This is a genomic window from Hymenobacter segetis (assembly GCF_054776495.1).
Window position 1 is genome coordinate 980,613 of the sequence record NZ_BAAHBV010000001.1, and the last position, 20,187, is coordinate 1,000,799.

Sequence of the window (20,187 nt, forward strand, 5' to 3'; positions counted from 1 at the left end):
AGGCGTTGCATTCCTCCTATCGGTTTTGATTTTTAAGCCGTATATTCCACTTAACGGGCACAAGTCAGCGATACCTGGTTTGATTTGTCCTGCTAAAAAAACAAATTGTTTCACTGGTAACGTTTGCAGCGTTTCTACCTTTGTACCAGAAGTCAAGAGAATTCCCACCCAACACTTTCAGGGCCATGCAACAAGAATCCCAGTTTGCCGCCAATCTCCGCAATCGTTTGCAGCCTTTGGGCTTCACCGAAACCGCCACCGTTCACCTCAACCCAACGCCAGCCGAGCTCATTGAGCACGCCCTGCGCAACGGCGAAGGCCAGCTTACCGACACCGGCGCGCTGATGGCCGATACCGGCAAATTCACCGGCCGCTCGCCCAAAGACCGGTTTGTGGTGAAGGACGCCAACACCGAAAACAGCGTGTGGTGGGGCGATATCAACATCCCTTTCGACACCGATAAATTCGACCAGCTGCACCAGAAAATGGTGGCCTACCTGGCCGATAAGGAGCTGTACGTGCGCGAAGCCTACGCCGGAGCCAACCCCGACTACCAGCTTAAGCTGCGCATCGTGAACGAGCAGGCCTGGCACAACCTGTTTTGCTACAACATGTTCCTGCGTCCCGCGCCCGGCGCGGACACCTCCTGGACGCCCGACTTCAGCATCATCTGCGCCCCCGGCTTCGAGGCCGACCCGGCCGTGGACGGCACCCGCCAAGCCAACTTCGCCATCATCAACTTCACCAAGAAGATGATTCTGATTGGCGGCACGGGCTACGCCGGCGAGATGAAAAAAGGCATTTTCGGCGTACTGAACTACCTGCTGCCCCACGAGCACAACACGCTGAGCATGCACTGCTCGGCCAACGTGGGCAAAGGCGGCGACACGGCCATCTTCTTCGGCCTCTCCGGCACTGGCAAAACCACTTTGTCGGCCGACCCCAACCGCGGCCTCATCGGCGACGACGAGCACGGCTGGACGCCCGACGCCGGCATCTTCAACTTTGAAGGCGGCTGCTACGCCAAGGTGATTGACCTGAGCAAGGAGAAGGAGCCCGAGATTTACGATGCCATCCGTTTTGGCTCCATCGTGGAGAATACGCGCTTCATCCCCGGCACGCACACTGTGGACTACGCCAACAAGTCGGTGACCGAGAATACCCGCACCGCCTACCCCATCAACTTCATCCCGAACGCCATTGAGCCCGGCGTGGCTGACGCCCCGAAGAACATTTTCTTCCTCACGGCCGATGCTTTTGGGGTGATTCCGCCCATCAGCAAGCTCGATAAGAGCCACGCCATGTACCTGTTCATGTCGGGCTACACGGCTAAGGTGGCCGGCACCGAAATGGGCGTGACCGAGCCCCAGACCACGTTCTCGGCCTGCTTCGGCGCGGTGTTCCTGCCGCTGCACCCCACCAAATACGCCGAGATGCTGGGCCAGAAAATGGACGAAAACCCGGACATCAACGTGTGGCTCATCAACACGGGCTGGACGGGCGGCAGCTACGGCACCGGCCACCGCATGAAACTGCCATACACCCGCGCCATGATTACGGCCGCCCTCAACGGCCAGCTCGACGAGGTAAAATTCACCAAGCATCCCGTGTTTGGCATGATGGTGCCCGGCGCGGTGCCCGGCGTGCCTTCCGAAATCCTGGACCCGCGCAACACCTGGGCCGACAAGGAAGCCTACGACAAAACGGCTTCGGACCTGGCCGAGAAATTCGTGGAGAACTTTAAGAAATACGCCGAATTTGCCAATGAGGAAATCCTGGCCGGCGCGCCGCACATTGCGGTAGAAGCTTAGGTTTCCGCAGTAGTTCACTCACCAGAAAGCCCCGTCGGTTGCAGCCGACGGGGCTTTTGCTGTTTTATTGAAGGAAGCTGGACGGCTAAACGGTTAGCTCACCAGCTGCTCGACGGGAATGCGCTGGCCGTTTTTAATCAACCATTCTTTGAAGGTTTGCAGCTCGGGATTTAGCTCCCGCGAGAAGGCCAGATTCCGGGCCTTGAGGCAATCTTCGGCAAAATCCCGCTGGAACTGGAACATGTTTCCGAGGTCGTCGGCTCCGGGAAAGCCCAGGTTGCGGTATTGCTCGGGCGTTATCTCGTTGTAGGCAATGGGCAGGCCGAAAACTTTGGTCATAGCATCGGCCATTTGCTGGCCAGTAAGCTGCTCGCCGGCGATGCCAACCGTTTTGCCAATCAGCGCCTTGCCTTTCTTGAAGACGCCCAGCGCGCACTTGCCGATGTCCTCGGCCGCGATGCCCGACAGCTTGCTATTGCCGAGGGGGAAACTGATGGCCAGCTTGCCGTCCGGCCCCGGTTTCGGCCCCATGCCGAAGTAGATGAAGTTCTCCCAGTAGAACGAGGTGAGCAGGAAAGTGGTCGGCACTTTGAGGTCGGAGAAGTAATGGTTGGCCCCGCCTTTGCCGTCGAGGTGCGGCACTTTGTATTTGCCCATCAGCGTGGGCATCCGGTTGTCGGTCAGCGGAATCCACTTGCGCGAGTCCTCCAGCGTCGACCAGATAACGTGCTTCAGGCCCGCATCCTTGGCCGCCTGGGCCATATTGCGGGCCTGGGTATCCTCTTTCTCGGGCGAGTAATGCTCCCAGAAAAAGGTCACGCAATACGCGCCGTAAGCACCGGCCATTGCCCGGCGGATGCTCGCCGGGTCGTCAAGGTCGCCGGCTACGACCTGAGCCCCGAGCCGCACCAGCTGCTGCGCCTTGGACGAATGAATATCGCGGGTGACGGCGCGCACGGCGAATTCATCGGAGGCGTCATTCAAAATTGCGCGGACAAGGCCGCCGCCCTGGGCACCAGTGGCACCGAAGACGGTAATGAGTTTCTTTTGCATAGCTCAAGCGGTTGATAGAAATCAAAAAAAAGGAAACGTTACTAAATTTAATTAATATATTCAATATTTACTATTAATAAAAACAAGCTAATTGCCTCCCCTTATCAAGTAGCTCTCCGCAAAGCGGCTTTTACTCCACCCTGCCGTTCTTTGCGCCATGCATACCTTCTTTGCGCCCGACCTCGCCGGCCCTACCTACACCCTGCCCGAAGACGAAAGCAAGCACGCCGTGCGCGTGCTGCGCCTGGGCGTGGGCGACGAAGTGGAACTACTCGACGGCCGGGGCGGCCTCTACAAGGCGGCCGTGGCCGATGCCAATCCCAAGCGCTGCCAGCTTCGCATCACGCACCACGAGAGCGTGCCGCCCCGCTCCTACTTCACCCACGTAGCTGTGGCCCCCACCAAAAACCTCGACCGCATGGAGTGGTTCGTAGAAAAGGCCGTGGAAATTGGCGTAGAGCGCATCAGCTTCCTGCGCTGCGCCCGCTCCGAGCGCCGCGAGCTGAAGCTGGAGCGGCTGGAGAAAATTGCCATCAGCGCGTTGAAGCAGTCGGGCCAGGCCTGGCTGCCGCAGCTGGATGAGCTGCAGGATTTTGGGGCTTTTGTGGCCGGGGTTACGCCCGAAACCACATTTATTGCCCACCTGGAGGAAGGCGAGCGCACATCGCTGGCGCAGGTGGCCGGCGCGGGGCCGGGCTGCTGCGTACTAATCGGGCCGGAAGGGGATTTTACGCCGCAGGAAATCGCGCTGGCGCTAGCAAAAGGGATTCAGCCGGTCACGCTGGGCGCTTCGCGGCTGCGCACGGAGACTGCCGCGCTGGCGGCGGTTTTTACGGCGCACATCGGGCGTTAAAACCTTCTACCCCTGCGGCTCAATGTGAATCAGGACGTGGCCGAGCTGCGGAAGCTCACTGCGCAGGGTATCCTTGAGGTGGTGGGCAATTTCGTGGCCTTGCCGCACGGTAATATCGCCGCTCACGTTGGCGTGCAGGTCGACGTGGTACTGCATGCCGGCTTTGCGGATGAAGCACTTTTCGGTGCCGCGCACGCCATCTACCGTGAGGGCAACAGCCCTGATTTCCAGCACCAAATCATCGTAGACGTGCTCATCCAGGATTTCGCCCAGCGCCGGGCGGAAAATCTGGTAGCTGTTGTAGAAGATAAAGCCAGAGGCGAACAGGGCGGCCCAATCGTCGGCCGATTCATACCCTTTGCCCAATACCAGCGCGATGGAAATGCCGATGAACGCGGCCACCGACGTAATGGCGTCGCTGCGGTGGTGCCAGGCATCGGCTTTGAGCGAGGAACTGTTCGTCTCCTCTGCTTTTTTCATCACCTTGCGGAAGGAAATTTCCTTCCAGACGATGATGCCGCTCAGAATGCCCAACGTCCAGGCTTTGGGCAGGGCGTGGGGCGTGCCAATGTTCTGAATGCTCTCGTAGGCAATAATGGTGGCCGAGGTTATCAGAAAGCCCACCACCAGAAACGTTATCAGCGGCTCAATGCGGCCGTGGCCGTAGGGGTGGTTTTTATCGGCGGGCCGGCTGGCGTACTTGATGCCGAAAAGCACTAGGAACGACGCGAAAATATCGGTCGTGGATTCGATGGCATCGGCCACCAGCGCATAAGAATTGCCGAAATAGCCGGCCACTCCTTTGATTAGCGCCAGGCTCGTATTGCCAATGATGCTGAAATAGGTGGCTTTGATGGCGGTTTCTTCGTTGGTCATAAAGTGAGCCGAGATGCTATTCTGAAGCAAAAAGGGCGGGCCGCCCTATTTCAGGTAATACGTGCGGACCAGTTGCATGGCCTCTTTTTCGTCGGCCGTACAAACGTCGCAAAAAGTCCCGCGGCCATTGACCGGTCCTTCGTATTCCCAGGCAAAGGTATTGGGCGTCTGGCCAGCGCCGCTCACCGACAGCAAGTCATCACTGGGAACAACGGACAGCACCTGGCCATTGGCAAACTGCACCTTAAAGCCCGGCTGGCCATTCAACTGCGTTTTGCCGACGTATTTCAGCTTTACTTCTCTACGGCTAGGCCCGTACGAATAATAGATGTCGGTGCGCTTGCCGGCCTTCACCCAGAAGCTCAGGTGCTCATAGCCGACCGTGCCCGACGCGCCAAAAGAATACGAAGCGACTTTGGTGGGCGCGCTTTTGGTTTGAGCTTGGGCTGCGGCTCCGGCTAGGAGCAGCGTGGCGGTGATGGCAAGGAGCTGGACCTTCATGGTCAAACGGATGAAGTTCGGGAAGCTCGGCGGGGGCACCCACCGAGGCGGGCGGCCCCACGGTGGCGTTTACTAAACCCAGCGCTTAAATGTTGTCACTCTTAAGCAGCTGCCGAATAGCGGCCAGATGCGCCAGCAGCACTAGGGGCACCACGCAGCCCGGCAGCCATACAAACGGGAAATGCAGAATGGCCACGTTGGGCTGCTCGAAGGCGAAACGCTGCAAAGGCGTGGGGGCCGACAGCAGCGCGTTGACCACGATATTGAGCAGGGAAGCAAGTCCGAGAATGTTCCACAGCAGCAGCCCACGGCGGCCTAACTGCTGCTGGCGGAAAGCGAAATAATATATCACGGGAGCCGTGAGACCCGCCAGAATATCCCAGTTGCGACCTTCGAACGTCATCAGCTTCGGCACGGCTTGGTGCAGATACAGACCGAACAAAACCAGCTCGACTGGAAATCGGACCATGTGAAGCAGGGTCAGCATTTCTAGGCGCAACCCATCAAACCAGCGCCGCCCGGCGGCCGTGGCAAACAGCACCGCAATCAGCAGCAGCGGCGGGCCCAGCAGCAGCGCCAGTCGCGGCGGCAGCGCGTTGCTGATGGTGTAAAAGCCGCTCAGGCCCACGGCTCCTTGCAGCCCCAGCCAGGCCAGTAGCACCAGCAGCGTGCGCCCGGAACGGTGCGCGGCGAGATAGAACAGCCAGACGGCTAGGCCCGTGGTCAGGCCGAAAACGAGGCTGAGAAGCGCGGTATTGGGGAGCGTATGCATGGCCGGGCGGGTTGGTTTTTGGTACAACACAAAGGAACTGACCCACCTCCCGGCGCGGCTTGCCAAATGGCAAGAAAATGCGGCCGACGCTACTTTGCTGTCGGCCCTTTCCGAATCCGGCTCAGCGAGGTGTCGGTGATACCCAAGTAGGAGGCTACGGTTTTCAGCGGCGCGTGCTGGAGAATTTCGGGGCTGGCGTGGAGCAGGCTTTCGTAGCGGGCGGCGGCGGGCTCGGTTATCAGGGCCAGCATGCGGCTTTTGAGGGCCGCGTAGCCGCGCACCAACACCGAGCGGCCGAACTCCCGGAACTCGGGCCGGGCGTGAAATAAGGCGTTCAGTTGCTGGTGGGTGATGCTCCAGCCCTGGCAGTCGGTGAGGGCTTGGATGTACTCCTGCGAGGGTGTGCGGTTGAAAAACGACGCTACCTCGAACACAATCTGGCCACTGGCATAGAAGCCGGTGGTCACGTCGTTGCCGTCGGTATCGTAGGCGAAGGCGCGCATAAAGCCGCTGTCCAGAAACAGGTAGTCGTCGCTCACCTTGCCGGCCCGAAGTAGAAAATCGTGCTTGGCAATAGTCTTAGGCACAAAGGCAATGGCAATGTCTTCGGCCTGCGCGGCGCTGATGGGACCCATGCTTTGGAAAAATTGGGTTAGCTTCTCTTTCGTCATGAATCCTGTCTAAAATCGCGGCCTGCCGTGGCACCCAATATAGGTGCGAAGCCGGCACAGGTGGCTACATTGCGCCTGTGGTGCCCACCGTGCGGCCCGCAGGCCCGAACTTTACGATTCCCGCTGCCATTATACGGCTGGCGGGTTCGGCCTGCCCACTCGTTTTATGCTGAAATACCTGCTTTTATCCGCTTCGCTGCTGCTCTCGGCCGCCGAGCCCGCGCCCAGCTTCCGCATTGCCAAGCTGCACTACGGCGGCGGGGGCGACTGGTACGCCAACAAAACCTCGCTGCCCAACCTCATCAGCTTCTGCAACCAGAGCCTGAAAACCAACATCGCGCCCGACGAAGCCACCGTGGAGCTCGACGCGCCGGAGCTGCTCTCCTACCCCTTCATCCACATGACCGGGCATGGCAACGTGAGTTTCACCGCGGCCGAGGCCAAAAACCTGCGCCGTTACCTCACGGGTGGTGGTTTCCTGCACATCGATGACAATTACGGGCTCGATAAATTCATCCGGCCCGAGATGAAAAAGGTTTTTCCTGAGCTGGAGTTTGTGGAGCTGCCTTACTCCCACCCCATCTACCACCAGAAATACCAGTTTCCCAAAGGCTTGCCTAAGGTGCACGAGCACGACGGCAAGCGCGCTCAGGGTTTCGGGCTGGTGTACAAAGGCCGACTGGTGTGCTTCTACACCTATGAATGCGACCTGGGCAACGGCTGGGAAGACGTGGGCACCTACCCCGAAGACTCGCCCGCCATTCACGACGCGGCCCTGCGCATGGGCGCCAACCTGGTGAGCTACGCCCTGACCCAGGACTAAGCAAAAAATGCCGCGCCGCGTTCGATGGCCTATTTTCGCCTTATCAACGTTGCTTTTTCTATGCCCAATCCTCCGGAAAGCCCGGCTATTCTGCCGCGCCTTCGCCTAGAAACCAGACCATTCCACGACGCCGTGGAGCAAAACCCGTTCAATCAGGCCTTGAGCGCGGGCACGGTAACGGCTGCCGATACGGCACAATTCCTGGCTAAGATGTACGGTTTGCTGGAACCGTATGAAGCTCAGCTGAAAGCGCACGCCGCCACCTTTGGCCCCGCTTGGCAGCTCGACCAACGCTACCGTGCCCCCCTGATTCTGGATGATTTGGCCCGGCTGGGCCACGATGCCACGCCGCCTTCTTACCCCAAATTGCCGCCGCTCAGCACCCGCGCCCAACTGCTGGGGGCCATGTACGTTTTCGAAGGGTCGACGTTGGGTGGTCAGGTGATTGCGCGGCAGCTCGACAAGGCGGGCATTGCCGCGCACGCCTTTTTCACGGGCCGGGCCGAACGCACCGGACCGCTCTGGAAGGCCTTCTGCCAGCAGCTGACCGAGGCCGCCGAAACCGGCAACGACGACCCGACGGCCATTGCGGCCTCGGCCGTTCACACTTTTCAAGCCCTAGCTACATGGCTAAATCAGCGCTAAAACTCACCGACGAAAGCCTGCTCGGTCAACCCATTACGCTCAATAACTGCGACCGGGAGCCCATTCACATCCCCGGCCTGATTCAGCCCTACGGCTTTTTGCTGTGCCTCGATGAGCAGAGCCGTCGCGTGGTGCAGGCCAGCGCCAATACCTTGACGCTGCTGGGAATGGCCCCCGAAACCCTCATCGGGGCCGGTCTGGGCACATTGCTGGAGCCCGAGCAGCTGGTGGAAGTGGAGCGTGTGTGGACCAAACTGGGGCCGGACGGGCGGCTGCTGGGCATCCGTCTCGGGCGGGTGACGGGCCAGCCGGCCTACAAGCTCATCCTGCATCGCTACGACGGCCTGCTGTGGGTAGAAGGCGAGCCCGTGGCTGACACCAGCGTGAGTGCCATCGACTTGCCCGCTCTTAACGTGAGCCTGGGCCGCCTGCTCACGGCCGAAAGCGTGCTGGAATGCTGCCAGGTCACGGCCCAACAAGTGCGCGCCATCACGGGCTTCGACCGGGTGGCCATCTACCGCTTCGCGCCCGACGACAGCGGCGAAGTCATTGCCGAGGACGTGCGCGAGGACCTGCCCCCCTGGCTGGGCATGCACTACCCGGCCACCGACATTCCGAAGCAGGCCCGGGCCATGTACCTCAAAAACTGGCTGCGCTTTATCCCCAATGCCCGCTACGCGCCGGTGCCACTGGTGCCCACGGTGGTGCCCGGGGCCAGCCGCCCGCCGGACATGACGTATTCGGTGCTGCGCAGCGTGTCGCCCATTCACCTCGAATACCTGCATAATCTGGGCTCAGAGGCCACCATGACCATTTCGCTCATTCAGGAAGGGCGGCTGTGGGGCATGGTAACCTGCCATCACCAAAGCCCGCGCCTGGTGAGCTACGAGCTGCGCGACCTGTGCCAGTTCCTGGGCAAAACCGTATCGGCGCTGCTCAAAAGCAAGGAGCAGCAGGACGAGCAGGCCTACCGCCTGCGCATCCGTGAGGCCCAGGTGCGGCTGTTTGATTTGGTGGCCACCCAGACCAATTTCATGGATGGTCTGCACCGCTTCACCCCCAACCTGCTCGACGTACTGGATTGCGGCGGCGCGGCCATTTGCTTTGGTGGTGAGATTATTACCATGGGCCACACGCCCAAACCCCGCCAGATTGAGGAGGTGGTGGAATGGCTGCGGGACAACAATTCGAACGACGTTTTCGTCACCGATTCCTACGCCCAGCTGAACCCGGCGGGCAAGGCCATCCGGGGCACGGCCAGCGGCATTCTGGCGGTGGCACTGGCCCGCGAGGCGGGCGAATACATCCTCTGGTTCCGCCCCGAGCAGCTGCAAACCGTGACCTGGGCCGGCCGCAACGAAAAAAACCAGACCACCGCCGACGGCCAGATTTTCCTCTCGCCCCGGCAGTCGTTTGAGGCCTGGAAGCAGACCGTGGAGGAAACCTCAGCCCCGTGGCTGCCCCTCGAAATAGAAGCTGCTAAGGAAATCCGCCTGCACATTTCCGACATCCGGCTCAAGGTTTTCAATGAGCTGCAAGCCAAGGCCCTCAATCTGGCCCGCCTCAATGCCGAGCTGGAGCGCAGCAACGACGAGCTGGACTCGTTCGCCTACGTGGCCTCGCACGACCTCAAGGAGCCCCTGCGCGGCATCCACAACTACTCCCTGTTTTTGCTGGAAGACTACGCCGACCAGCTCGATGCCGAGGGCGTGAGCAAGCTTCAGACCCTGGTGCGCCTCAGCCAGCGCATGGAGTCCCTCATTGAGTCGCTGCTCCAGCTCTCACGCGTGGGCCGGGTCGAGCTGGCCCTCGATGCCGTGAATTTGAACGACGCCCTGGCCGACATTCTCGACCTGCTGCACCCCCGCCTGGAGCAAACCCAGACGACGGTGACCGTGCCCAGCCCTCTGCCCACCGTGCGCGGCAGCCGCACCTCCATTCACGAGGTATTCAACAATTTGCTGACCAACGCATTACGCTACAATAACCACGTCAAAAAGCAGGTTACCATCGGTGTAGCCCCGCCCGAAATTCGCGGCCCGAAAGGCACCGGAAATCCGACCGATTTCACCGTTATTTACGTACAGGATAACGGCATCGGCATCGACCCGAAGCACCACGAAAACATCTTTAAAATATTTAAGCGCCTGCACGCGCAGGACAAGTACGGCGGGGGCACCGGGGCCGGCCTGGCCATTGCCCGTAAAATGGTGGAGAAGCACGGCGGCGAGCTGTGGGTTGATTCCACGATTGGCAAAGGTGCCACTTTCTATTTTTCGATTCCCAACAATCTGTAAGTCAATGAATCCCACCGCCCTCATTCCCATCCTCGTGGTGGAAGACAGCGTTGAAGACTTCACGGCGCTGAGCCGGGCCTTCCGCAAAAACGCGGTGCCCAACCCCCTGCTGCGCTGCGAAGACGGCGACCAGGCCCTCGAATACCTCAAGGGCTACGGCAAGCACCCGGACTACCCCAGCCAGTTGCCCGTCATCATCATGCTCGACCTCAACATGCCCGGCACCGATGGCCGCGCCGTACTTGATATCCTCAAGAGTGACCCCGCCCTGCATACCATTCCGGTTATCATTTTCACCACCTCATCTAACAGAACCGATATTGCCGAATGCTACCGCCTGGGGGCCAATAGCTACCTCACCAAGCCCATCGGCTATCCCGAGCTGGAAGAAAAAGTGCGGCTGATTATCCGTTATTGGCTGGAGGCTTCCGAGCTTCCCTTGGCTGGTTAAGTACCTGTGAAGCGAATTCTACTGATTGACGACAACCCGGAGGACCGGATGCTATACCGGCGCTTCCTGGGCCAGCAGGCTGGTTTTCAGCGCCTGGAAATAGTGGAAGCATCCTCGGGGGCTGATGGGCTGGAGCAATTCCGCATTCAGCAGCCCGACTGTGTGCTGCTCGACTACAACCTGCCCGATACCGACGGCCTGGACCTGCTGGAGGCCCTGCGCGAACTGGCCCCGCCCGATACGCTGTGCGTGGTGATGATAACCGGCGGTGGCAACGAAACTCTGGCCGTGCGCGCCCTCAACTCTGGTGCGCTCGACTACCTGGTGAAGCAGCAGTTCGACCGCGAGCTACTGAATAAAACGGTGCTGCACGCCATCGAAAAAAACGAGTGGCGGCAGTACGTGGCCCGCTACCACGGCGAGCTGCAGGGCGTGAACCGCGAGCTGCGCGACTCCCTGGCCGAGCTCACCGAAATCCGCCAGGAGTTGCACGAGAAAAATGCCCAGCTCAGCGCCGCCAACCAGGAAATCGGGGCCCGCAACCGCCTACTGGCCCGCACCAATCAGGACCTCGACAACTTCGTGTACGCCGCCAGCCACGACCTGCGCCAGCCCCTCGACAACCTGCGCGGCCTCTTCGACGAGCTGCGCCGCACCGCCACCTTCCAGGACCCCGAAGAAGCCGTAGTGATGCGCCTACTGGAAGATTCCCTGCACAGCCTGTCCACCACCATCACCGACCTGGCGGCCGTGGTGCAGGAGCAGCGCAGCCCCGGCGAGCAAGCCGCCGAGCAGGTCACGTTTGACAGCCTTGTGGCCGATGTGCTCAAGGCCCTACGCCCGCAGCTGGTGGCCACCGCAGCCCACGTCGACACCGATTTTACCGGTTTGCCCACCCTGCGCTACGTGCGAAGCAACCTGCGCACCATGCTCATCAACCTGCTGGGCAACGCCCTCAAGTACCGGCATCCCGCCCGAGCACCCCACATTCGGGTGCGCACTTATAAAGCTGACGGTTGCCCGGTGCTCGAAGTGCTCGACAATGGCCTGGGCATGAATCTGGACCGCCACGGGGCCGAGCTATTCCAGCTGTTTCGGCGCTTCCACCCGCAGGCGGGCGAAGGCACGGGCGTAGGCCTGTTCCTCGTCAACCGGCTGGTGCAGTCTGAGGGCGGGCACATTGCCGTCGAAAGCGAGGAAGGCCAGGGCACGGTGTTCCGGGTATTTCTGCACGGCAATCGCGGCAAGTGCTAGGGCCTGAGCGCAGCGCTCAAGAGGCTTCAAACGCCACTCGGCCCGAAAAACCTGTCCAAAAGCTGGCAGGTTTTTCGGGCCGAGGGCGTTTGAAGCTTAATTCCTAGCGCACGCCCTGCTCGGGAAAGCGCCCCGATTTAGTGCGATAAAACGCTTTAATTTTGGCCTCATCGGCCTCGTAATCACCTGTGGGCCACACGGCTTCGCCGATTCCGGCTTCCTTTTTGGCATAGTCCAGGTACCCCAGCCGGATGGGCACGTGCGCGCCCAAGGCCGCAAAGTAGTAGCCCTTACGCCAGCGCGGCTGGTAGGCCCGCGTGCCCTCCGGCGTGATGAGAATCACCAGTTCCTCGTGCTCATCAAAGAGCTTCACCATGCCATCCACGAGGCTGTTGTTCTTGCTGCGGTCCACGGCCAGGCCGCCGATGGCCTTCACCAGCCAGCCCAGCGCGAAGTTTTCGGTCCACTCCTTTTTCACGGTGAAGCGCACGGGTACCCCCATCAAATAGAAGGCGGCCCGGGCCAGAATGATGTCCCAGTTACTGGTGTGCGGGGCCGCAATCATCATGCTTTTCTTGATGTCGGGGTTGTGAATCTCGCCCAGGTGCCAGCCGGCCACGCCGAACACGAGCTTGGCCATGGCATACCAGAAAGGGGATTTCGAACGAGCAGACTCAGGAGACATCAGTTTATAAGCGCAAGGAGAAAGGAAAAAAACAGCCAGAGCCTCGATGCCGCCGCTCGGCCCCGAATTCAATGGGAGTGCAAAGATGGGCAATTGGTCCAGAATTGCATTCAGGGGCCGCCCGCGCCTACAGCAACGCCTGCAAGGCCTCGGCCTGCCCCATGGCGTAGCGGTAGCCGATGTCGAACAGCTCGGGGCCGCGCTTGTAGCTCAGGGGGCGGTAGTGGCGCAGCTCGGGCGGCTCCAGCAGCAGGTCACACTGGTTTTTGCGGGCCGCCGTGTTGGCATTGATGGCTAGGTGCAGGGTGCGCTCGATGAGGCGGCGGAAGGTGGGAATGCGGGCTTCGGGGTTGATAGGGTTGCAGTGCACACCCACCACGCGCAGGTTCGTTTGGCCCAGCAGCGGTTCCACGGGCAGGTTATTGAGCAGGCCGCCATCCACTAGCTGCCGCCCTTGGTACTCCACCGGCCGGTAAATTATCGGCACCGCTGACGAAGCCAGCAGCGGCGGCAACAGCGCCCCCGAATTGAAATACACCGACTCGCCCACCATCAAATCCGTGGCCACCAGCGTCAGCGGCCGGCTCAAATCCTCAAAATTGACCGTACTGCCCAGGTGCCGGGCCAGCAATTGCTCCACCGCATCGAGGTGCAGCAGCCCAAACCGGCTGAACGCCGGCCGCGTGAGCCGAAACACATTGGTAGCCAGTAATAATCGCAAAATCTCGCGCGGCGCAAAGCCCGCCGCGTAAAACACGCTGGCAATGGCCCCCGAGCTCACACCCGCCAGCTGCGCCACCGGCAACTGCAACTCATCCAAGGCCGCCAGCACGCCCAGGTGCGCAATCCCGCGCGCCCCGCCGCCCGATAATGCCAACCCAAGCTGCGGATTGGTCCGTTGGTGGGTTTGCGAATTGGTGGGGTCGTAAGGAAGCTGCACGTTCTTAGCTGTCGGATTTTGTCCTGATACGTTGTTCTCCCATTATTCCGCCACTCCACCGAATTACAAATCCGCCACCCGCAGGGTCTGGTCCAGGCGTATGCCTCTGTCGGTCAGGGCTACGGTACAGGCTTCGTTGGTAGGGTCATGTTCCAGCAGCAGCACCCAGTTTTCTTCGGCAGCGCGGCGCAGCACGGCTTCTTTCTCGGGCATCGTGATGAGCGGACGCACATCGTAGCTCATCACGTAGGGCAGCGGAATATGCGCGGCACTGGGCAGCAAGTCGGCCATGAAAGCCAGCGTGCGGCCCTTGTAATCCAGCACGGGCACCATCATTTTCTCGGTGTGCCCGTCGGCCAGAATGATTTCTCGAAACTGTGGCAGCTCATCGGGCACGCCCTTTTGCAGGTCGATAAACTTCAAATGCCCGCTTTCCTGAATCGGCAGAATGTTCTCCTTCAGAAAGCTGGCCTTTTCGCGCGGGTTGGGCGTCACGGCCCAGTCCCAGTGCGCCTCATTGCTCCAATAGGTGGCATTCGGAAAAGCCAGTTGCAATACCCCATCGGGCCGGCGCTGCACCGAGCCGCCGCAATGGTCGAAGTGCAGATGCGTCAGGAAAACATCGGTAATGTCGGCGCTGGAGAAGCCCAGCTTGCGCAAGGACTTCTCCAGCGTGTCGTCGCCGTGCAGGTAAAAATGGCCCCGGAATTTCTCGTCCTGCTTGTCGCCAATGCCATTATCAATCAGCAGCAACCGGCCGCCATCCTCAATCAGCAGGCAGCGCATGGCCCAGGTGCACATGTTGTTGGCATCGGGCGGGTTCAACTTCTGCCACATGCTTTTGGGCACCACGCCAAACATGGCGCCGCCGTCGAGCTTGAAAAGGCCGGTATCGATGGTGTGGATGGTCATTTTTTAGGGGATGAGGGTGGGATGGTATGAGGTATGAGGGACAATTATACGCTAGTATTCCAACTCTTGCCCTCCTCCCCCATACCTTCCAACCTTAACCTATTCCACCACCACGCCCATCGCCGAAAACTTATCAATACGCTGCGAAATCCGGTCTGCCACCGAAATCGCGCTCAGTTCCTTCAGCGTCTTCAGCAACGTGCTTTTTAGCGTTTCAATCATGATTTCGGGCGCGGTGTGTGCCCCGCCCAGCGGCTCCTTCACAATACCATCAACCAGACCGGCCGATTTCATATCCGTGGCCGTGAGCTTGAGCGCTTCGGCCGCCTGTTCCTTATAATCCCAGGAGCGCCACAGAATGCTACTGCACGACTCCGGCGAAATAACAGAGTACCAGGTATTTTCCAGCATCAACACCCGGTCGCCGATGGCGATACCCAATGCCCCGCCGCTCGCGCCCTCGCCAATGATGACGCAGATAACCGGCACCTTCAGCATGAACATCTCCTTGAGGTTGCGGGCAATGGCCTCACCCTGCCCCCGCTCTTCGGCCTCCAGGCCGGGGAAAGCGCCGGGCGTGTCAATGAGTGTCACCACGGGTACGTTGAACTTCTCGGCCAGTTTCATCAGGCGCAAGGCCTTGCGGTAGCCCTCGGGATTAGGCATGCCGAAGTTGCGAAACTGGCGCTGCTTGGTGTTGTGGCCCTTTTGCTGGCCGATGAACATCACCGTCTGGCCATCAATCTCGCCGAAGCCGCCCACCATGGCCTTGTCGTCGCCCACGGTGCGGTCGCCGTGCAGTTCCACGAACTTCTCGGCCATGCCCTCAATATAGTCTAAGGTGTAGGGCCGCTCCGGGTGGCGCGAGAGCTGCACCCGCTGCCAGCGCGTGAGGTTGGCGTAGGTTTCCTTTTTAAGGTCTTTGATGCGTTTTTCCAGCGCCGCGACGGCTTCGCCTACTTCCACGTCGCTGTCGGCAGCGAGTTTCTGCATTTCAAGAAGCTTGCCTTCGAGGGCAGCGATGGGTTGTTCAAAATCGAGGAGCATGAGCGGCGAATGGCTTGGCAAGTGAGTAGGAAGGCGAAAATAGCGGGTAGCAGCGGTCTAAACAGGACTTATACCCGCTGCCATCGGCCCTAAATGCCGTGGGCACGGCGGTTGGCAAAGGTAAAACATCTGCCGTTGCGGTAGCGCCAGAAAAATAATCAGACTGATAAACAACCCCCAAGCTCCAAAACGCGACAGATTCGAGAAAAATATTGGCCTCATCCTTGCGGGTGGCAATTTCTTTCCCCTACCTTTGTGTCACCAAAGCGGAAAAGCACACGGCTTCTCCACTTGAGACACACGGTTTGGTAGTTCAGTTGGTTAGAATGCCGCCCTGTCACGGCGGAGGTCGCGGGTTCGAGTCCCGTCCAGACCGCTACTGTTTGTCGAAAAGGCCGTTTCCAGTACGGGAACGGCCTTTTTATTTCTCTTTTACGTCAATACAAGATTTTGTCAGCTTGTTTTGTCGCCTTAATTATGGAACAGCATCCGGCTTTTCCACAAGACAAACGGTTTGGTAGTTCAGTTGGTTAGAATGCCGCCCTGTCACGGCGGAGGTCGCGGGTTCGAGTCCCGTCCAGACCGCTACCGTTTGTAAAAAAGGCCATTTCCTACCCGGAAATGGCCTTTTTTATTGACCAAATCAAAGCTAGTGGCACGCTGCGATGCGCTTTTCACGTACTTGGCTACTGGGTCGCGCAGTTCCTTCTGGCGCTATGAGCGTGGGCAGGGCCCTTCTGGGCTGAAGCAGTCCAGCCGCCAGAAGACGAGAAATCGAACTTCTTCCGATAGCCTTTGAACTGCTGCGGTGAGCATTGCGCTTCAATACCTCTTCGGTGAAACTTGTCCATCGAGTTGCCGCCGAGCCGCTGTCAACCGGTTGAAAAATATAATATTCGGGTTAATTCCTGATTTCCGCAGCAGACGGATTGGCCTACCCTTACGGCATCAGATGCGTTTCGCGTAATGCATTGTTTATGAATGATTAATGGGTCAAAAGCGAATATGTCCCATGCAGGCATACAGCCGCCGCAACCTTTATAATGCCAGACTGGCAACGGACTATTTCGTGCTTCAGGACGCCGGGCTTTTGCCCACGTCATACAATTCATCACACTGTTTGACTACTGCCGCAGCAGCGCGGCCATGTGTTTGAAATTTATAATTATCGGTTTGAATCGTGATTTCCAGGCAAGGTGAAGGTGCGGACCTTTGCCTTAGTTAAAACATGGCATCCCGCGTAATGATGCTGCGGCCCCAAACAAGCCACAGACCACAGAAGCCGGCACGAGCGGTGACGGAAAACAGTAGTTTGGCTTTTACAGTAGTCCAATTTCAACAGTTTAAACACCAATAATTTATGCAGACCGTAACCTTAAATAACGGGGTAAAAATGCCTATCCTTGGCTTTGGCGTGTATCAGATTCCGGATGCGGCCGAGTGCGAGGCCAGCGTGTTGGCCGCTCTAAAGGCGGGCTACCGGCTGATTGACACCGCCGCAGCCTACCAGAACGAGGAGGCCGTGGGCAATGCCATTCGGAAAAGCGGCGTGCCGCGGGAAGAGCTGTTTATCACAACCAAGCTCTGGGTTGCGGATGCCAGCTACGAGCGCGCCAAGCCGGCATTTGAAGCGTCGCTGCGGAAGCTCCAGCTTGATTATTTGGATTTGTACCTCATTCACCAGCCATTTGGGGATGTGTACGGGGCTTGGCGGGCCATGGAGGAGCTGTATAAGGAAGGCCGCATCCGGGCCATTGGCGTGAGCAACTTCCCGCCTGACCGGGTGATGGATTTCATCGTGCACCACGAGGTGGTGCCGGCGGTGAACCAGATTGAAACCCACCCCTTCCACCAGCAGGTGGAGACACAGCAGTTTCTGGCCGAAAATGGGGTGCAGATTGAGTCGTGGGGGCCGTTTGCGGAGGGCCGAAACGGCATGTTCACCAACGAGTTGCTGGTGGGCCTAGGCCGGAAATATCAGAAAAGCGTGGCCCAGATTATCCTGCGCTGGCTCACGCAGCGCGGCGTGGTGGTGATTCCGAAATCGGTGAAGCCGGAGCGCATCGCGGAGAATTTCAACGTGTTCGACTTCGAGTTGAGCGCCGAGGACATGGCCGCCATCCAAACCCTGGATACCGGGGCCAGCGTGTTCTTCGACCACCGCGACCCGAAAATTGTGAAGTGGCTGGGCGAGCTGGGCCGCAACCAACGCAAATAGCTCGCCTGGGCTTTTAAGTCACCCTTTTACCCTCTTACAAACTACTATGAAAAATCGCACCTTGGGCACCAGTGGCCTCGAAGTATCGGCCCTCGGGCTGGGTTGCATGGGCATGAGCTTCGGCCTAGGGCCGGCCGCCGACAAGGAGGAAATGGTAAAGCTGATTCGGGCGGCCGTGGAGCGCGGCGTCACGTTTTTTGATACGGCCGAAGTGTATGGCCCGTTCACCAACGAAGAGTTGGTGGGCGAGGCATTGGAGCCCCTGCGCGAGCAGGTGGTGATTGCCACTAAATTCGGCTTCAATACCTCGGTGCAGGGCACGGGCGGCGGGCTGAACAGCCGGCCGGAAAACATCCGCGCCGTAGCCGAAGCCTCGCTCAAGCGCCTGCGTACCGACCGCATCGACCTCTTTTACCAGCACCGTGTGGACCCAGGCGTGCCCATTGAGGACGTGGCCGGGACGGTCCGCGACCTGATTGCCGAGGGTAAAGTGAAGCATTTCGGCCTTTCGGAGGCGGGCGTGCAAACCATCCGCAAGGCCCACGCGGTGCAGCCGGTCACGGCTTTGCAGAGCGAATACTCGCTGTGGTGGCGCGAGCCGGAACAGGAAATCCTGCCGGTGCTGGAAGAATTGGGCATTGGCTTCGTGCCGTTTAGCCCGCTGGGCAAGGGCTTTCTAACCGGCAAAATCGACCAGAATACCGAATTCGATAAGTCGGACTTCCGCAATACGGTGCCGCGCTTCGACCCCGAAAACCGCAAGGCCAACCAGGCGCTGGTGGACCTGCTGGGCCGCATTGCCCAAGAGAAAAACGCTACGCCGGCCCAGATTGCCCTGGCCTGGCTGCTGGCCCAGAAGCCCTGGATTGTGCCCATTCCCGGCACCACCAAGCTACACCGGCTGGAAGAAAACCTGGCCGCCGTTGAGTTGGAGCTGTCGGGCGATACGCTGGGAGAGATTGAGGCGGCGGCGGCTCAGATTGCCGTGCAGGGCGCGCGCTACTCCGAAGCGGCGCAGAAGATGATAAACCGCTAATTGGTCGATAAAATGCCCGCGTATAGGGGCTCAGCTTGCAACGAAGGCCGGCTGAGCCCCTACTTGTAAGCAGTTCGCAGGGCAAGGTGCGTTTGCTGGTAACCCTATTCTCTCCTGATGAAGCCTCACCCAACCTGGTCCCGCCGGGATTTCCTGCTCACCGCCGCCGGGGCGAGTGCGGTAATGATGCTCAACCCGCTGGCCGCGTGGGCGATTGACGAGGAGGACTCTCTGGTGGCTGCTTTGGTGGCCAGCACCATGGGCATCGACACCCACAACCACGTCGATGTGCCCCTCGCCAAAGCCGAACTGCCTGGGCCGGACCTCGACATATCCGGCGAGTTGAAAAAGTCGGGCTTGTCGGCCATTTGCATGACTTTCGCGGTTGATTATCAGGAGTTGAAAAATCCCGGTGATGCCTACGAGCGGTTCCTGAACGGGCTGACCGCCATGGACCACCAACTGAAACGCAACGGCCTGAAACGCGCCCTGAACCTGGCCGACCTGCAAGCCGCCCACCAAAAACACCGGCCCACCGTCATCCAATCGGTGGAGGGCGGGCACTTTCTGGAAGGCAAGCTGGAGCGGCTGAAAGTGGCCTACGACCGGGGCCTGCGCCACCTCGGCCTGCTGCACGACCACGACGCATCGGTGCCGCTGGGCGACGTGTTCACGAATCCCGCACAGTGGGGCGGGCTGACGGCTTTCGGGGCCGACACCATTCGGGAGTGCAACCGGCTGGGCATTCTCGTCGATTTGTCGCACGCTAATGTGGAAACCGTGACGGCGGCGCTGAAAGTGACGAGCAAGCCCGTGCTCATCTCCCATACCGGCCTCGATACCCAGCTGGGCCAAAACCAAAACCTAGCCCGTATGATGAATCCTCGGCTCATCAGCAGGGAGCACGCGAAAACCGTGGCCGACGCGGGCGGCGTGATTGGCGTGTGGACCCACCTGGCCGATTCTGCGTTGGAATACGCACAGAACGTGCTGGCGCTGGTCGAAGTCGTTGGCATCAACCACGTTTGCATCGGCACCGATACCAAGTTGACCACATCTTACCGGCCGCCCGGCGGCGGCCCCAAGCCGGGCGGCCCGCCTCCCCAAGGCGGCCAAAAAGGCCGCAGGGTTGGCGAGCGCACGAACGAGGCGTGGGCGGACCAGAAGGCCGGGTTCTACTACGCCGTGGTCGATGCGCTTTTGAAGACGGGCTTTACGGCAGATGAAATCGGCAAATTCGGCGGCGGTAATTTCTGCCGTGTATTTGATGCGGCCACGGCCGGTCGTCGGTAGAATGTATGGGCAGGGTCATACCCCGTAAGGCTTGCCCCCGCCCCTACAC

The 20,187-nt window shown here is 59.7% G+C and carries 19 protein-coding genes and 2 tRNA genes; 12 read left to right on the plus strand and 9 right to left on the minus strand.

Going from position 1 to position 20,187, the window contains the following annotated elements:
• The first annotated feature begins 185 nt into the window (after positions 1-185).
• Positions 186-1,811 (plus strand): phosphoenolpyruvate carboxykinase (ATP), encoded by a 1,626-nt coding sequence (pckA, locus tag ACYU70_RS04230; protein ID WP_342296439.1) that lies wholly within the window; start codon positions 186-188, stop codon positions 1,809-1,811.
• 93 nt (positions 1,812-1,904) lie between these two features.
• On the opposite strand, the gene ACYU70_RS04235 is transcribed toward pckA, so the two are convergent.
• The gene (locus ACYU70_RS04235) at positions 1,905-2,864 is read right to left on the minus strand and encodes an NmrA/HSCARG family protein (RefSeq protein ID WP_342296438.1); all 960 of its coding nucleotides are present in this window, start codon (positions 2,862-2,864) and stop codon (positions 1,905-1,907) included.
• A 157-nt stretch (positions 2,865-3,021) separates the two neighbouring features.
• Here ACYU70_RS04235 and ACYU70_RS04240 point away from each other — a divergent pair, with 157 nt between their 5' ends.
• Positions 3,022-3,717: a 16S rRNA (uracil(1498)-N(3))-methyltransferase gene (locus ACYU70_RS04240; RefSeq protein WP_342296437.1), complete on the plus strand. Its 696-nt coding sequence runs from the start codon at positions 3,022-3,024 to the stop codon at positions 3,715-3,717.
• Between the two features lie 6 nt (positions 3,718-3,723).
• Here the strand turns inward: ACYU70_RS04240 and ACYU70_RS04245 are convergent, their stop codons facing one another.
• From ACYU70_RS04245 to ACYU70_RS04260, 4 genes are all read right to left on the minus strand, one after another.
• Positions 3,724-4,593, minus strand: coding sequence for a cation diffusion facilitator family transporter (locus tag ACYU70_RS04245; RefSeq protein WP_342296436.1), 870 nt, complete (start codon positions 4,591-4,593; stop codon positions 3,724-3,726).
• A 45-nt stretch (positions 4,594-4,638) separates the two neighbouring features.
• Entirely contained in the window at positions 4,639-5,094 is a 456-nt protein-coding gene (locus ACYU70_RS04250) for a hypothetical protein (RefSeq protein WP_342296435.1), read from the minus strand.
• Positions 5,095-5,179: 85 nt separating this feature from the next.
• Positions 5,180-5,866 (minus strand): hypothetical protein, encoded by a 687-nt coding sequence (locus tag ACYU70_RS04255; RefSeq protein WP_342296434.1) that lies wholly within the window; start codon positions 5,864-5,866, stop codon positions 5,180-5,182.
• Between the two features lie 89 nt (positions 5,867-5,955).
• A complete protein-coding gene (locus ACYU70_RS04260; protein WP_342296433.1) occupies positions 5,956-6,501 on the minus strand; it encodes a Crp/Fnr family transcriptional regulator in 546 nt (181 codons plus the stop codon).
• Between the two features lie 202 nt (positions 6,502-6,703).
• Between ACYU70_RS04260 and ACYU70_RS04265 the strand changes: the two genes are divergently transcribed.
• The 5 genes from ACYU70_RS04265 to ACYU70_RS04285 are packed head-to-tail and all read left to right on the plus strand — an operon-like array spanning position 6,704 to position 12,007.
• Positions 6,704-7,360, plus strand: a complete 657-nt coding sequence (locus ACYU70_RS04265; RefSeq protein WP_342296432.1) for a DUF4159 domain-containing protein — start codon at positions 6,704-6,706, stop codon at positions 7,358-7,360.
• Between the two features lie 60 nt (positions 7,361-7,420).
• Positions 7,421-8,005 carry a biliverdin-producing heme oxygenase gene (locus ACYU70_RS04270; RefSeq protein WP_342296431.1) on the plus strand — a complete coding sequence of 195 codons (585 nt, stop codon included), beginning with the start codon at positions 7,421-7,423 and terminating at the stop codon, positions 8,003-8,005.
• Positions 7,987-10,302 carry an ATP-binding protein gene (locus ACYU70_RS04275; RefSeq protein WP_342296430.1) on the plus strand — a complete coding sequence of 772 codons (2,316 nt, stop codon included), beginning with the start codon at positions 7,987-7,989 and terminating at the stop codon, positions 10,300-10,302. Before ACYU70_RS04270 ends, ACYU70_RS04275 begins: the two co-directional genes overlap by 19 nt.
• Positions 10,303-10,306: 4 nt before the next feature.
• Positions 10,307-10,753, plus strand: a complete 447-nt coding sequence (locus ACYU70_RS04280) for a response regulator (protein WP_342296429.1) — start codon at positions 10,307-10,309, stop codon at positions 10,751-10,753.
• A gap of 6 nt (positions 10,754-10,759) precedes the next feature.
• Positions 10,760-12,007 carry a sensor histidine kinase gene (locus tag ACYU70_RS04285; RefSeq protein WP_342296428.1) on the plus strand — a complete coding sequence of 416 codons (1,248 nt, stop codon included), beginning with the start codon at positions 10,760-10,762 and terminating at the stop codon, positions 12,005-12,007.
• Positions 12,008-12,110: 103 nt separating this feature from the next.
• Here the strand turns inward: ACYU70_RS04285 and ACYU70_RS04290 are convergent, their stop codons facing one another.
• From ACYU70_RS04290 to ACYU70_RS04305, 4 genes are all read right to left on the minus strand, one after another.
• Positions 12,111-12,647, minus strand: a complete 537-nt coding sequence (locus tag ACYU70_RS04290) for a 1-acyl-sn-glycerol-3-phosphate acyltransferase (protein ID WP_342296427.1) — start codon at positions 12,645-12,647, stop codon at positions 12,111-12,113.
• 172 nt (positions 12,648-12,819) lie between these two features.
• A complete protein-coding gene (locus tag ACYU70_RS04295; RefSeq protein WP_342296426.1) occupies positions 12,820-13,632 on the minus strand; it encodes a patatin-like phospholipase family protein in 813 nt (270 codons plus the stop codon).
• A gap of 63 nt (positions 13,633-13,695) precedes the next feature.
• Entirely contained in the window at positions 13,696-14,544 is an 849-nt protein-coding gene (locus ACYU70_RS04300; RefSeq protein WP_342296425.1) for an MBL fold metallo-hydrolase, read from the minus strand.
• A gap of 99 nt (positions 14,545-14,643) precedes the next feature.
• The gene (locus ACYU70_RS04305) at positions 14,644-15,591 is read right to left on the minus strand and encodes an acetyl-CoA carboxylase carboxyltransferase subunit alpha (RefSeq protein ID WP_342296424.1); all 948 of its coding nucleotides are present in this window, start codon (positions 15,589-15,591) and stop codon (positions 14,644-14,646) included.
• Positions 15,592-15,893: 302 nt separating this feature from the next.
• On the opposite strand from ACYU70_RS04305, the gene ACYU70_RS04310 reads away from it, so the two are divergent.
• The 5 genes from ACYU70_RS04310 (at position 15,894) to ACYU70_RS04330 (ending at position 20,138) form a co-directional block, all read left to right on the plus strand.
• Positions 15,894-15,967, plus strand: a tRNA-Asp gene (locus ACYU70_RS04310).
• Positions 15,968-16,102: 135 nt separating this feature from the next.
• Positions 16,103-16,176: transfer RNA gene (locus tag ACYU70_RS04315), tRNA-Asp, on the plus strand.
• A gap of 808 nt (positions 16,177-16,984) precedes the next feature.
• Positions 16,985-17,809, plus strand: a complete 825-nt coding sequence (locus tag ACYU70_RS04320) for an aldo/keto reductase (protein WP_425293339.1) — start codon at positions 16,985-16,987, stop codon at positions 17,807-17,809.
• Positions 17,810-17,855: 46 nt separating this feature from the next.
• Positions 17,856-18,845: an aldo/keto reductase gene (locus tag ACYU70_RS04325; protein ID WP_342299949.1), complete on the plus strand. Its 990-nt coding sequence runs from the start codon at positions 17,856-17,858 to the stop codon at positions 18,843-18,845.
• Positions 18,846-18,962: 117 nt separating this feature from the next.
• Positions 18,963-20,138 carry a dipeptidase gene (locus ACYU70_RS04330; protein WP_342299947.1) on the plus strand — a complete coding sequence of 392 codons (1,176 nt, stop codon included), beginning with the start codon at positions 18,963-18,965 and terminating at the stop codon, positions 20,136-20,138.
• Positions 20,139-20,187: the final 49 nt, after the last annotated feature.

Bases quoted from the DNA above. Each gene is read 5' to 3' on its own strand.
- pckA (WP_342296439.1), top strand. From the start codon at position 186: ATGCAACAAGAATCCCAGTTTGCCGCCAATCTCCGCAATCGTTTGCAG.
- ACYU70_RS04235 (WP_342296438.1), bottom strand. From the start codon at position 2,864: ATGCAAAAGAAACTCATTACCGTCTTCGGTGCCACTGGTGCCCAGGGC.
- ACYU70_RS04240 (WP_342296437.1), top strand. From the start codon at position 3,022: ATGCATACCTTCTTTGCGCCCGACCTCGCCGGCCCTACCTACACCCTG.
- ACYU70_RS04245 (WP_342296436.1), bottom strand. From the start codon at position 4,593: ATGACCAACGAAGAAACCGCCATCAAAGCCACCTATTTCAGCATCATT.
- ACYU70_RS04250 (WP_342296435.1), bottom strand. From the start codon at position 5,094: ATGAAGGTCCAGCTCCTTGCCATCACCGCCACGCTGCTCCTAGCCGGA.
- ACYU70_RS04255 (WP_342296434.1), bottom strand. From the start codon at position 5,866: ATGCATACGCTCCCCAATACCGCGCTTCTCAGCCTCGTTTTCGGCCTG.
- ACYU70_RS04260 (WP_342296433.1), bottom strand. From the start codon at position 6,501: ATGGGTCCCATCAGCGCCGCGCAGGCCGAAGACATTGCCATTGCCTTT.
- ACYU70_RS04265 (WP_342296432.1), top strand. From the start codon at position 6,704: ATGCTGAAATACCTGCTTTTATCCGCTTCGCTGCTGCTCTCGGCCGCC.
- ACYU70_RS04270 (WP_342296431.1), top strand. From the start codon at position 7,421: ATGCCCAATCCTCCGGAAAGCCCGGCTATTCTGCCGCGCCTTCGCCTA.
- ACYU70_RS04275 (WP_342296430.1), top strand. From the start codon at position 7,987: ATGGCTAAATCAGCGCTAAAACTCACCGACGAAAGCCTGCTCGGTCAA.
- ACYU70_RS04280 (WP_342296429.1), top strand. From the start codon at position 10,307: ATGAATCCCACCGCCCTCATTCCCATCCTCGTGGTGGAAGACAGCGTT.
- ACYU70_RS04290 (WP_342296427.1), bottom strand. From the start codon at position 12,647: ATGGCCAAGCTCGTGTTCGGCGTGGCCGGCTGGCACCTGGGCGAGATT.
- ACYU70_RS04300 (WP_342296425.1), bottom strand. From the start codon at position 14,544: ATGACCATCCACACCATCGATACCGGCCTTTTCAAGCTCGACGGCGGC.
- ACYU70_RS04305 (WP_342296424.1), bottom strand. From the start codon at position 15,591: ATGCTCCTCGATTTTGAACAACCCATCGCTGCCCTCGAAGGCAAGCTT.
- ACYU70_RS04320 (WP_425293339.1), top strand. From the start codon at position 16,985: ATGCCTATCCTTGGCTTTGGCGTGTATCAGATTCCGGATGCGGCCGAG.
- ACYU70_RS04325 (WP_342299949.1), top strand. From the start codon at position 17,856: ATGAAAAATCGCACCTTGGGCACCAGTGGCCTCGAAGTATCGGCCCTC.
- ACYU70_RS04330 (WP_342299947.1), top strand. From the start codon at position 18,963: ATGAAGCCTCACCCAACCTGGTCCCGCCGGGATTTCCTGCTCACCGCC.